Genomic DNA, 12,006 nt, shown 5'->3' with positions numbered 1-12,006 from the left:
GACATCACTTGCCCAATAACATTAACGCAATAGACCCATGACTAAACCCGTATTCTGGTTAGCTGAAGACAGTACCGTTGTACCCGCCTGAACTAATAATTGATTACGTGTCATATTGGCAGATTCAACCGCGAAATCGGCATCCATAATACGGCCGGCAGCGGCTTTAGTATTTTCAGTTACGCTGGCAAGGTTAGCCGCAGTATGGCCAAGACGGTTAATGTTGGCACCTAAGGTTGAACGTTCTGTCCCAACTTTAGCCAAGAAGGTATCAACAGCCCCGATAGCCGTATTGGCGGCTGCAGAAGTCAACAAATCACCAGTGACTGTCTTATCAATAGCACCTAAGGTAACTGACATTTGCTCTGCTCCATCCGAGCCAATCTGAAAGGTCACACCTTTGACGAGTACACCATCAGTGGCATCTTTAAATAAGTTATTACCCGCATAGGTTGTATTTTCTACAATACGGGTAATTTCTGCATTTAATTGCTTAAATTCATCATCCAACGCTTTTAAATCTGCTGTAGAGTTAACGCCGTTTGATGCTTGAGTCGCCAATTCTTTCTGGCGGTTAGCAATGGTCGTTAATTCTTCTAACGCACCATCAGCGGTTTGCAGCATAGAGGTCGCATCAGAAATATTGCGTGAAGCCGTTTCCATGCCCTTTACGTTAGCGCTCATGCGATTAGCAATTTGCAAACCCGCTGCATCATCAGATGCGCTATTGATACGTAAACCCGTCGACAAACGCTCCATAGCATTAGTTAATAGATTATTACTTTTATTAACAGCACCTTGTGCAACAATTGACGCGTAATTAGTGTGAACACCTAACATATCAGCTCTCCTAGAAAAAACAGTTATCTTGGCTATACCTGAATCCCGGTATAGCTCCATAACTAAGTAAGGCGACAGCAACAGCGCAAAACTAAAACTTATTTAAAAATAGATGGGATCACCTCTATAAAAACAGACTTAAATGGCATCCACAAAACGCCATAAAAAATGCCAGCAAGCTAAGCTTACTGGCACTTAAAACTAACTCAACTCGGCGTAATTAACGCAGTAGCCCCATCACTAAACCTGTATTTTGGTTAGCAGAAGACAGTACCGTTGTACCCGCTTGAACTAATAATTGATTGCGGGTCATATTGGCAGATTCAACCGCGAAATCAGCATCCATAATACGTCCAGCGGCAGCTTTGGTATTTTCAGTCACACTGGCAAGGTTAGCTGCAGTATGTCCAAGACGGTTAATGTTGGCGCCTAGTGTAGAACGTTCTGTACCGACTGCTGCGATGAACGTATCAACAAGGGCAATTGCCGCATTCGCGCCAGTAGTTAAATCACCAGCAGCCAGCGCAGCATCATCTATGGCTGTTGTTGTAACAACCAATTTTTCACCCGTTCCGGCACCAATTTGGAAGGTAACACCAGCCTCCAACTTGGTGAATAAGTTATTACCGGCATAAGTTGTATTATCGAGAATACGGGTAATTTCGGTGTTTAATTGAGTAAACTCATCATTCAGAGCCGTTAAATCATCAGCAGAGTTAACACCGTTTGCCGCTTGAGTGGCGAGTTCTTTCTGGCGATTAGCAATGGTCGTTAATTCTTCTAACGCACCATCAGCGGTTTGTAGCATAGAGGTCGCATCAGAAATATTACGTGAAGCGGTTTCCATACCTTTAACGTTAGCGCTCATGCGGTTAGCAATTTGCAAACCAGCAGCATCATCAGATGCGCTATTGATACGTAAACCTGTCGATAAACGCTCCATTGCATTAGTCAATAGGTTATTGCTTTTGTTAACAGCACCTTGAGCAACAATTGAAGCGTAATTAGTGTGAACACCTAACATATAAGTTCTCCATTAAATAACGAGTAGCGGGGTTAGACCTGAGTTCAGGGATAACTAACTAAGGCGACAGCAACAGCACACAACTAAAATCGATATTTAAAAAATAGAGTGTATAGCACTGTAAAAGCTAGACTGAAATGGCATGCACAAACACCATAAAAAATGCCAGCAAGCTAAGCTTACTGGCATTAAAACTAACACTGACTAATTGAATAAAATTAGCGCAGTAAGCCCATCACTAAACCCGTATTTTGGTTAGCTGAAGACAGTACCGTTGTACCTGCTTGAACTAATAATTGATTGCGGGTCATATTGGCAGATTCAACCGCAAAGTCGGCATCCATAATACGGCCTGCAGCGGCTTTAGTGTTTTCGGTAACGCTCGCTAAGTTAGCGGCAGTATGGCCAAGACGGTTAATGTTGGCACCTAAGGTAGAACGCTCAGTACCCACAGCGGCTAAGAAGGTATCCACAAGGGCAATCGCAGCATTGGCGGTACCACCTGTTAAAGTACCTGCGACAGTTTTAGGAATTGCGCCTAATTTAACATCCATTGTTTCCGTTGTTCCGGCGCCAATTTGAAATTTCACGCCCGTACCAGAGGTCAATACACCAGTATCGAATAATTTATTACCAGCATAAGTGGTATTTTCTACAATACGCGTTATTTCGGCGTTCAATTGCGTGAACTCATCATTTAATGCCGTTAAATCAGCCGCAGAGTTAACGCCGTTAGAGGCTTGAGTAGCCAATTCTTTCTGGCGATTAGCAATGGTCGTTAATTCTTCTAACGCACCATCAGCGGTTTGCAGCATAGAGGTCGCATCAGAAATATTGCGTGAAGCCGTTTCCATACCTTTTACGTTAGCGCTCATGCGGTTAGCAATTTGCAGACCAGCAGCATCATCAGATGCACTATTAATACGTAAACCAGTCGACAAACGCTCCATAGCATTAGTTAAAAGGTTATTGCTTTTATTTACAGCACCCTGCGCAACGATTGAAGCGTAATTAGTATGAACACCTAACATAGTAGTTCTCCAGAAAATAACGATTGTTTTGGTTAGGCCTGAATCCAGGCATAACTCATTAAGGCGACATGAAAAGCTCATCACTGAAGCCAAATAGCTTATTTTCAAAAATTAAATAATCACACTTAGGGTTCGCTTCAAAAATTAGAGCAGCAGAGCGCTAACCTGTTCGCGGTTCGTATTTCCCTGCGCCATCAAAGATGTTACTTGATAGGCAAAAGGATAGGGTTGCATAAATTTATGCAAATGCTGGAGTTCAAATTTGGGCTGACTAGATGCGGTCAATTGCTTAACCTTCACCAGTAGTAAACGGTGGGATGCTTTAATATCATCAATTTGCACTGTGACTTTTTTATCTACCTTTGACACTTTAGCCAATGTCATTTTTAACTTTTCAGTATCCGTAAAATTCCATTCACGGGGATCCTGCCAACTAAATTTCTCTTCTAATGGTATATTCCTCGGCTCACCCGCTGGCAATCTTTGCCCTTCGCCAACCATTAAAATCCCCCCATTGAGCTTCATCCAAGTCTCATGCTGTGCAGTAAACACTGTGTCATTGGTCGATAAGCGGTCAATACTTATCCCAATCGAAGCTAAAACAGGCTCTATGATATCTTGTAGCTCTAAGCGATTTTTATTGGCAGGTAAAAGCAAATGTAATGTTTGCTTCTCAGTAAAAAGCGTAATCCGCTCATCGCGGTTCTTAGGTGATGTGAGATCGACTCGTCGGAACCTAAAAAAATGTAATGCCGCAGGCTGAGATGCTGAAATCAAATTCAAATGATGATCGAGTAAACGCTTTCCTTGGTAATAAGGCCTAATCTCGATTAATTGTCTTCGACACTCCTCCGCTTTATGTAATGCATCTTCAACAACTGTGTTTTTACTGGACAAGCAGGTTTGTAGCTGTTTGTTTAGTTGACCTAGGATACTTTTGGCTGAAATCAAGCTCTGTAACACCACTTGCGATGCACTAATATTATGTTGCTCTTGAGTCACCTTGGCCCAACGTCCATAGGCTTCCAATCTATGCTTAGGTATGGGCCTCGCTTTCGGTGCACTGCGGGGCGCACCTGATATCGGAGCAACATAATGAGACGTTACCGTCTGACTTTGGCGTAACTGACTAAGTGACTCACCTATCCCTTTGATCATTTAACTCATTACCTACATATGATTGAAAAGGGACAGCTGGCTTATCTGTACAAAAGTTTGCTGGGTAATTTTTAATGCGGTTAATTTGACATTGAACTCGGCAGTGGCAGCGGCATAATCGAGCTCCTGCGTTTCACCTATCACTTGTTTACTAAACAACACCATTTCTTCATGGGAGCTTTTAACTAACGCGAGATTATTTTGCTTGCCACCGAAATCGGTAATAGCTGCACCTATGCTATCTAAGGTTTCACTTAACGCTGTTTGTATTCCACTCGCGGACGCACTAAAAGCAGGATCGCTTGGTGATAAGCTTGGATCATTTAATACGTTAATGTAGTCCATTGCTTGATTCAAAATATCTTGACCAGCATTGGAGAACAAGACTTTTTCGGCGGTGACATTAGCCGTAGTCCATGAAGAGCTAGACGTTTGTACCGTTCTCTCGCTAGCATCACCTTGGTAGACGTATCGCCCAGCAGCATCCTTAACTACCGCAGCTTTCTCAATCGCATTACCCGAAAAGAGATAATTACCCGACTCATCAGTGGCGTTAATATTATCCACTAACCCCTTTAAGAGTTCTTCCATTTCAGAAGCATAGGATGCTCTATCCTCTTTCGAGAGATTTGAGCTATTAGTGGCGATACTGATTTCCTTCATCCGCTGCTGCGTCTCAACCATACTCGATAAATAGGTTTCAGATCGGCTCATATTGGTACTTAAGGAATCGATATTTTTAATGTATTGCTGTACTAGTGCTAAATCGCGTTGGTTATCCATTACCCGAACAACACCAATAGGATCATCCGAAGGCGATAGTATTGAAACACCTTTAGAGAGCATTTGATTCAAACGTGCCACATCATAGGTCGTGTTCTGCAAACTGTTTAAATTGTTAGTGTATAAATTTTGCATTGTTACACGCATGAATAAAGTCCTTAAAAGCTACTAAGCATAGTTTGAAACAGTTGATCTGCGGTGGAAATCACCTTCGCATTTGCCATATATGACTGCTGATAGATGATCAAATTGATCCCTTCTTCATCGGGATTCACACCACTGGTACTCGCCCATTGGGACTGCGCATCTTTTTGCAAATCTACACTGGTTTTAGCAAATGAAATCGCTTGGCGAGAAGCAGAACCTAACTGGCCAACCTTGCTGGAAAAGGATTCCGCTAAGCTTGTATTACTGCCAAGACTAGTAAAACTCAGTTCTTTATTCGCTAGCTGTACTAAAGCTTTTAAATTTGCGTTATCACCTTGGGTACCATCTTTACCAAAGGCAAGTTTATCAGGCGTAAAACCGGCCGTTAGAGATAAGCTTCCTCCTGGGTTATTAGCTTGATAAGTAAATAAATCCTGTGACGGTGTCGCACCATTTAAGTCAGTGCCAGAAGCAAGAATAGAATTAAACTCTGTCGCTAACATGACCGCTAATTCATCTATGTACTGTTGCGAATCCGCAAGCTGCACATCACGGTACGTAAGCAAGGCACCTAAACTGCCACCAGCGGTTTCATCAACATTAAACTGGCTAGCACCAAATTGGATAGTCACCAAATCGTTCTTAGGATTGGTGGGATCGGGATTACTCGTTAACTTAGCGGCAGTATTTCCCGTCAATAGCGGCTCACCTCGTGCCAGCGAGATATTGACCATGCCTTGGCTATCTTCAACAACCCGAATATCTAAAATCGCAGCTAAGTCATCAATCGCAGCATCTCGACTATCTTGCAGTGCAGGGGGAATCGTTCCTGTCACACTCGCCGCCTGAATGTCGCGGTTGAAACTGGCAATAATATTTAGTTGTGAGTTGATCTCTTTTACGGACGAACCAAGCTGTCCATTGATCTGGTTACGTTGCGAATCAATATTGTCGTTGATTGCATTCACTCTTTGGGCAACGGCCTTAGCCTCATTAAGTACACCTTGTCGATAGGCAATGAGATTAGGTTGTTCCATAGATGAATTAAGGGCGGCGAATAATTGATCTAGGCCTTTTGAGATATTATTCCCTTCGGCACCAAATACTTGTTCAGCCTGACGCAAATAACTACTTTGCACTTTAGAAAAACCAACAGCACTCGTTGTTTGCCATAACTGCGCGACTTCGTATTGATCAGAGATCCGTCTAACACCATCAACAAACACGCCCGCGCCGGAGCCATAAGCACCGCCACCAACCGAACTTAACATCACCTGCTGACGTGAATAGCCTGCAACCATAGCATTAGCAACGTTATTTGAGGTTGCATTCAATGCGGCCATGCTTGCCAATAAGCCAGACTTACCAATGTTCAACATGCTCATTTAAAATCCTTCACAACGGGCCGCATAATAAGTGCAGGCTGCATCGCTGTTGTTGTCATCTGTTGAGGATCAAAGGCGACCGGATCTTTCTCAGACTGAAATGAACGTGATAGCTGCTTAGTCATCACGTCAGCCAAGCCCATACCATTGACTTGGCTTAAACGACTTGCCAATTCCGCATCATGTAAATCTTGATAAAGGCCATTATTGCTTTTGGAGGTTAAAGGATTATCTTCATCGGCCATAGCGTCGGTGGCTGAGCGCATTTGCTTAAGTACCGTTTGCAGGAACTGCGCCTCAAATTGTTGACTGACTAATTTAAGTGCACCTTGCTCGCCATTCGCCTTAATCAAATCATCAGCATTCAGCTTATTTAAGTAACCGCCCGTATTTTCAACTTTCATTAAATCACCACCAAATCAGCTTCTAAAGAGCCCGCTTCCGCCAAAGCTTCTAGAATTGCCATCAAGTCCATTGGTGTCGCACCTAAGCTATTTACGGCACGCACGATTTCTTCAATTGCCGTGCCCTCGGGCCAAACAAACATACGTTTGTTACCTTGCTCGACCAATACTTGGCTATCATTAGTCACCACGGTTTCCCCTGCGGCATTACCAAGATAAGCGCCATTAGGCTGGCTCACGTTTTCACGTTCAACAATAGTCACTGTCAGATTGCCATGGCTCACAGCGGCTTTACGAACCACAACATCTCCCCCTAATACCACTGTCCCCGTACGGCTATTAAACACGATTCTAGGTGAACGTCGGCCTTGGTCAATCTTGAGTTCTTCAAGCATTGACATAAAAGTCACACGCTCTCGATTCGACTTAGGCGCGTGTATCAGGACCTTGGCATGATCTTGCGCACGCGCAACATCGGGGCCAAATAGTTCGTTAACAGCCCGTTCGATATTTCGGGCGGTTTTAAAGTTGGGATCCTTAAGGTTTAATATGATGTCTTCATTATCACTAAAGTTACTTTTGATTGGTGCCTCAAGTAAGGCACCATTGGGGATAGTGCCAACAGTTGGCACATTCACAGTCACAGATGATCCATTACGACCGGCGGCAGAAATACCGCCAACCACTAAGTTGCCCTGCGCTACCGCGTAAACCTCACCATCGACAGCCCTAAGAGGCGTCATTAATAAGGTTCCGCCCTGAAGACTTTTTGCATCACCAAGGGATGAAACCGTCACATCTAAGGATTGTCCTGGGCTCGCCAGAGAAGTAATAGTCGCATGCACAGCAACAGCGGCGACGTTCTTTAACTTAGGATCGGTTTTATCATCAATCTGTACACCAAACTGCTTAAGCATATTGACGACAGATTGACTGGTAAATTTAACTTGAGAGCGATCACCCGTCCCATTTAACCCGACGACTAAGCCATAACCCACGAGTTGGTTATCACGCAGACCTTGCACATCGACAATATCCATCAAGTAGCGGCTTTGCTCTTCCGCTTGCAGTGTACCAGTAGCCAAAAGTAACAATAATAAACAACGTAGCATCAAAATATCCTTTGCTAGAGCGGGAACCATGGACTATTGAAATAGCGAGAAGCCCATCCCATAGCATTACTGTCGGCAATGGCACCTTGACCACCATAGATAATTCGGGCATCGGCAATACGTTGCGACGATATCGTATTGTCATTACCTATATCATCAGCACGTATAATGCCAAGTAAGCGTAAATACTCATCGCCCTGATTCAATCGCAGCCATTTTTCACCACGTATCAACAAGGTACCATTAGGTAAAACCTTAGAAACAGTTACAGTGATTGAACCTGATAACTGGTTTTGCTGTGTACTTGAGCCTGCACCATTAAACCCTCTCGAAAAAGAGGTTTTACCGTCAGCATTGGCCGTTTTATCACCAATATTACCCGCAAGTCCCATACCCATATCTTGTTCTTTGTTGGTCTTGGTATCCGCTTTCTTACTCGAATAGGTTTTTTCATCTAACGCGACGGTTAAAATATCGCCCTCACGGAAAGCACGTTTATCCTTAAAAAGTGTCAACATGAAACCGGGACGATAAAGACTGCCATCCTTTGCATCTGGCAGGCTGTAGTCAATCTCAGGCGGTGCCCACTCTTTAGTGCCAGGTTTAGTCTCCTTATCTGGAATATGCGACATACAACCCGATAACAGTGCAAACCATAAAAACCATAACCAACGCATGATTGCCTCTCTAAACCGATTGATTGAGGAACTTGAGCATATCGTCTGAGGCTGACACAACTTTGGCATTCATCTCATATGCTCTCTGCGTGGAAATCATTTCGACCATTTCTTCCACCACGTTGACGTTTGCGCCCTCTAGCGCACCCTGTCTTAAAGCACCTAAAGCTTGATCACCCGCCACACCTTCAACCGCCACACCCGATGCCGCAGTTTCACGGTAAAGGTTGTCACCTCGAGCTTCTAACCCTGCTGGATTAGTAAAGTTAACAAGCGTGATTTGACCTAAATCTTGAGGTTCAGCTTCACCCGCCATTTTCGCTGTGACTACACCATCGTTGGCAATAGTAACGGTTAGCGCATCTTCAGGGATCACGATATTAGGCACTAAAGGTAAACCTTGTGACGTGACCATCATGCCTTCGCTGCTGCGATAAAACTGACCGTCACGGGTATAAGCAAGATCGCCATTTGGCTCTTCTACTTGGAAAAAACCATGACCTTCGATCGCTAAATCCAACTGCTGACTGGTATTTTGCATATCCCCAGTAGTGAATATTTTTTGAGTACCAACGACTCTCGTTCCTGCACCTAATTGCAGACCCGATGGCAGATTATTCAGTGCATCAACCTGTCCACCTGGCTGACGTTGAACCTGATAAAACAGATCATTAAACGCAACACGGTCACGCTTAAAACCTGTGGTATTCACGTTTGCCAAGTTGTTGGCAATCGCAGTCATTTTCGTATCTTGTGCTGTTAGGCCGGTTTTACTTACCCATAACGCTGATTGCATACCAATAATCCTTAAACATTGCCCAGCAGACGATTACCAGCCTCGGCCAGCTTTTCTGCACTTTTCATTAACTTAACTTGAATCTCAAATTGACGACTCAAATCCATAGATGCAATAAGCTCTGACACGGCCTGCACGTTACTCGACTCAAGGAAGCCACTATCCACTAACACACCTTCATCTTGTGGCACTGCTTGGCCATCACGACGATAGAGCAACCCATCTTGCCCCTTTTGCATTAAGGCAAAGTCAGGATTCACTAGCTTTAATCGGCCCACTTCCTCAATGATCCCGCCTTCAGAGGGTAAAACACTGACTGTGCCGTCTTCACCCACAAAGACATCTTTATGCTCAGGCAACGCTATCGGCCCATCAACGCCTAATACAGGTCGGCCATCGATAGTCAGTTGCCCCTCGGCATTGGTCTCAATTGCACCTGAACGGGTGTATGCTTCAACACCGTCAACAGCCACACTGAACAAGCCACGATCGCGGATCGCTAAATCCAATGAACGGCCCGTAGGATTGATCACCCCACTTTGCTGGCTAAAACCACTACTCTCAGTCTGTGCCATAACCCTTGTGTTCAAACTATTACCTTGAACAGCTAAAGGCACGGCATTAACGCGCTCAAGGTCGGCTTTAAATCCTGCAGTTTCAGCGTTAGCCAAGTTATTCGCGCGAATACTTTGCGCCTCAAGAATACGAACTGCACCACTGGCGGCGGTATAAAGCATCTTCTCCATGTCAGTGTCTCTTCTTAAATGGCATTAAGTAATGCTTGTTGCATAGTCGAGTTCACATCAAGAACTTTGGCGTTAGATTGATAATTACGTTGTGCCGACATGAGGTTAACCATTTCAGCGGTCGTATCCACATTCGAGCCCTCTAAATACCCCCCCGTTACAGTGCCCATAGTGCCTGTAGATGGCGCCCCCATAATCGCTTGCCCAGCGGTATTTGTAGCCACCCAAGCATTGTTACTCACGGCCGATAAACCGTTGGGATTACTAAAGTTTGCGAGGACGACCTGACCCTGTAATTGATCTTGGCCGTTAGTATAAGTGCCATATAACATGCCATTGTCATCCAGACGCACACCTTTCAATTCACCCGAGGTGTAACCATCTTGAGATAAGCTGGAGTTGTTGTATTTGGCTGCATACTGAGTGCTTTTATCGAAGTTGATATCAAATTTAAGCGGTGATGCCCCATTACCCAATGTAAGGTCGAAGGTATCCTTTGTCGTAGTTGGATCTAAAATACCTTTTGAATCAAATTTTAATGTTGTTTGGTCTGGCAGAAGAGTCCCATCCAGAGTGTAATTAACAGTCCACTCATTCGGCGCTGTTTTTACATAATACTGAGTCACCACATGCTCAGTACCCAAAGAGTCGTAGACACTGGTGGTACCAATAGAGTGATAACTATCAATATTTTTAGGATCAAATGGCACGGCTGGGACAGCTGGGGGAATAACATCGACTCTCGCATCGAGATTTGAAACCATGCTGACATTCGTTGTGGCTTTGGCCGCTAAAGAAGCCGTTTGTACCTGTAAATCACCCGCATTGCCGGTTTGCAATCTTCCCGTCGCATTCACAGAATATCCCTGTAAACGATTACCGACTGGATCGGTTATAAAGCCTTGATTGTCCTTATGGAACATCCCAGCTCTAGCATACATGGCACCGCCATCATTCCCCTTGAGAACAAAAAAGCCTTCGCCTTGGATCCCCATATCAAGCTGACGACCGGTATAAGTTAAGCTGCCACCTTTAGAGAAGTTTTGGCTCGTTGACATCACGCCAACGCCACCCGCCTGACCACCATTATAAATTGATGCAAATTCACTACGGCCACCGCGAAACCCACTCGTCGATGCGTTAGCAATGTTATTACTGATAGTGTTGAGATCTTGAGTCGTCGCCTGTAAACCACTTAAAGCTATGTTAAATGACATCTTAATATCCTATAAAAATAATTTACGAAACTTCAGAAATATTGAGCACAGAAACAACCCCAACACCATGGCCCATTTCAGCCATCATCATGCCGGATGCACTGGAGAAATGGATTCTCTCGATCGGTGCCTTAATATACGTTGGCGCAACTAAACTATTTTCACCTAGTGTCGCCTTAGCTTTGATTTCATATTGGCCTGCAGACAACCCCAGCTCAGCAGGATCGATAGAGAACCGAACATCACCAACATCCTGAGCACCGAGTTGAATAGTGCTAACGACCTGACCTTGTGCATCGATAATTTCAAGATCTAAGCCTTCAGCTGCATTCTCTAAATACACTTTGCCTTCAACCGCTTCACCATCGAGCTGAAACTCAGACACAGGCACCATGGCATTCTTACCAATCAAAGATGCCGACTGTACTATGCCCAAATTTTCCATCATGACCATTTGGCTTGATTGATTCTTCCGCATTCCCTCTAAGCTTTCGACCTGCGAAAACTGCGCTAATTGAGAGATATACTCAGCACTGTTAAGCGGTTTAGTGGGATCTTGATTCTTGATTTGCGCGATCATTAAGGTCATAAATTCATTCTTTAATGACGCAGCATCATTCCCTGGTGCCGCTAATGCACCTGCAGGATTCTGAATCGAGTTGTTACCAGAGCGAGCCAATTCCATT

At 44.3% G+C, this 12,006-nt stretch carries 13 protein-coding genes; all 13 read right to left on the bottom strand.

Annotation, left to right across the window (positions count from 1 at the left end):
- Window positions 1–21: 21 nt before the first annotated feature.
- A complete protein-coding gene (locus AAA952_RS18675) occupies window positions 22–840 on the bottom strand; it encodes a flagellin N-terminal helical domain-containing protein (RefSeq protein ID WP_113940814.1) in 819 nt (272 codons plus the stop codon).
- 220 nt (window positions 841–1,060) lie between these two features.
- On the bottom strand, window positions 1,061–1,864 hold the full coding sequence (locus AAA952_RS18670) for a flagellin N-terminal helical domain-containing protein (RefSeq protein ID WP_113940815.1): 804 nt from the start codon (window positions 1,862–1,864) through the stop codon (window positions 1,061–1,063).
- 218 nt (window positions 1,865–2,082) lie between these two features.
- Entirely contained in the window at window positions 2,083–2,895 is an 813-nt protein-coding gene (locus tag AAA952_RS18665) for a flagellin N-terminal helical domain-containing protein (protein WP_006083386.1), read from the bottom strand.
- A 144-nt stretch (window positions 2,896–3,039) separates the two neighbouring features.
- Window positions 3,040–4,053: a hypothetical protein gene (locus tag AAA952_RS18660; protein WP_338258813.1), complete on the bottom strand. Its 1,014-nt coding sequence runs from the start codon at window positions 4,051–4,053 to the stop codon at window positions 3,040–3,042.
- A gap of 12 nt (window positions 4,054–4,065) precedes the next feature.
- Window positions 4,066–4,983: a flagellar hook-associated protein FlgL gene (gene flgL / locus AAA952_RS18655; protein ID WP_338258812.1), complete on the bottom strand. Its 918-nt coding sequence runs from the start codon at window positions 4,981–4,983 to the stop codon at window positions 4,066–4,068.
- Window positions 4,984–4,994: 11 nt separating this feature from the next.
- The gene (flgK, locus tag AAA952_RS18650; RefSeq protein WP_113940818.1) at window positions 4,995–6,368 is read right to left on the bottom strand and encodes a flagellar hook-associated protein FlgK; all 1,374 of its coding nucleotides are present in this window, start codon (window positions 6,366–6,368) and stop codon (window positions 4,995–4,997) included.
- The gene (locus AAA952_RS18645) at window positions 6,365–6,772 is read right to left on the bottom strand and encodes a rod-binding protein (RefSeq protein WP_113940819.1); all 408 of its coding nucleotides are present in this window, start codon (window positions 6,770–6,772) and stop codon (window positions 6,365–6,367) included. Before AAA952_RS18645 ends, flgK begins: the two co-directional genes overlap by 4 nt.
- Entirely contained in the window at window positions 6,772–7,884 is a 1,113-nt protein-coding gene (locus tag AAA952_RS18640; RefSeq protein WP_113940820.1) for a flagellar basal body P-ring protein FlgI, read from the bottom strand. The genes AAA952_RS18645 and AAA952_RS18640 overlap by 1 nt, the downstream gene beginning before the upstream one ends.
- A 14-nt stretch (window positions 7,885–7,898) precedes the next feature.
- Complete coding sequence (flgH, locus tag AAA952_RS18635; protein ID WP_113940821.1) at window positions 7,899–8,561, bottom strand: flagellar basal body L-ring protein FlgH; 663 nt, start codon at window positions 8,559–8,561, stop codon at window positions 7,899–7,901.
- 10 nt (window positions 8,562–8,571) lie between these two features.
- Window positions 8,572–9,357, bottom strand: a complete 786-nt coding sequence (gene flgG, locus AAA952_RS18630) for a flagellar basal-body rod protein FlgG (RefSeq protein ID WP_006083393.1) — start codon at window positions 9,355–9,357, stop codon at window positions 8,572–8,574.
- Window positions 9,358–9,368: 11 nt separating this feature from the next.
- Window positions 9,369–10,103 carry a flagellar basal body rod protein FlgF gene (locus tag AAA952_RS18625; RefSeq protein WP_131523393.1) on the bottom strand — a complete coding sequence of 245 codons (735 nt, stop codon included), beginning with the start codon at window positions 10,101–10,103 and terminating at the stop codon, window positions 9,369–9,371.
- A gap of 14 nt (window positions 10,104–10,117) precedes the next feature.
- Entirely contained in the window at window positions 10,118–11,320 is a 1,203-nt protein-coding gene (flgE, locus tag AAA952_RS18620) for a flagellar hook protein FlgE (RefSeq protein WP_113940823.1), read from the bottom strand.
- 22 nt (window positions 11,321–11,342) lie between these two features.
- Window positions 11,343–12,005 (bottom strand): flagellar hook assembly protein FlgD, encoded by a 663-nt coding sequence (locus AAA952_RS18615; RefSeq protein WP_113940824.1) that lies wholly within the window; start codon window positions 12,003–12,005, stop codon window positions 11,343–11,345.
- Window position 12,006 lies beyond the last annotated feature (1 nt).

The organism is Shewanella sp. M-Br (assembly GCF_036245925.1).
Lineage (GTDB): Bacteria > Pseudomonadota > Gammaproteobacteria > Enterobacterales > Shewanellaceae > Shewanella > Shewanella oncorhynchi.
The sequence above is the reverse complement of the archived record's forward strand: the minus strand, read 5'-3'. Positions and strand labels throughout refer to the sequence as shown.

Coding starts and splice junctions, on each gene's coding strand:
- AAA952_RS18675 (WP_113940814.1), bottom strand. CDS start 840: ATGTTAGGTGTTCACACTAATTACGCGTCAATTGTTGCACAAGGTGCT.
- AAA952_RS18615 (WP_113940824.1), bottom strand. CDS start 12,005: ATGGAATTGGCTCGCTCTGGTAACAACTCGATTCAGAATCCTGCAGGT.
- flgE (WP_113940823.1), bottom strand. CDS start 11,320: ATGTCATTTAACATAGCTTTAAGTGGTTTACAGGCGACGACTCAAGAT.
- flgL (WP_338258812.1), bottom strand. CDS start 4,983: ATGCGTGTAACAATGCAAAATTTATACACTAACAATTTAAACAGTTTG.
- AAA952_RS18645 (WP_113940819.1), bottom strand. CDS start 6,772: ATGAAAGTTGAAAATACGGGCGGTTACTTAAATAAGCTGAATGCTGAT.
- flgK (WP_113940818.1), bottom strand. CDS start 6,368: ATGAGCATGTTGAACATTGGTAAGTCTGGCTTATTGGCAAGCATGGCC.
- AAA952_RS18665 (WP_006083386.1), bottom strand. CDS start 2,895: ATGTTAGGTGTTCATACTAATTACGCTTCAATCGTTGCGCAGGGTGCT.
- AAA952_RS18660 (WP_338258813.1), bottom strand. CDS start 4,053: ATGATCAAAGGGATAGGTGAGTCACTTAGTCAGTTACGCCAAAGTCAG.
- flgH (WP_113940821.1), bottom strand. CDS start 8,561: ATGCGTTGGTTATGGTTTTTATGGTTTGCACTGTTATCGGGTTGTATG.
- AAA952_RS18640 (WP_113940820.1), bottom strand. CDS start 7,884: ATGCTACGTTGTTTATTATTGTTACTTTTGGCTACTGGTACACTGCAA.
- AAA952_RS18670 (WP_113940815.1), bottom strand. CDS start 1,864: ATGTTAGGTGTTCACACTAATTACGCTTCAATTGTTGCTCAAGGTGCT.
- flgG (WP_006083393.1), bottom strand. CDS start 9,357: ATGCAATCAGCGTTATGGGTAAGTAAAACCGGCCTAACAGCACAAGAT.
- AAA952_RS18625 (WP_131523393.1), bottom strand. CDS start 10,103: ATGGAGAAGATGCTTTATACCGCCGCCAGTGGTGCAGTTCGTATTCTT.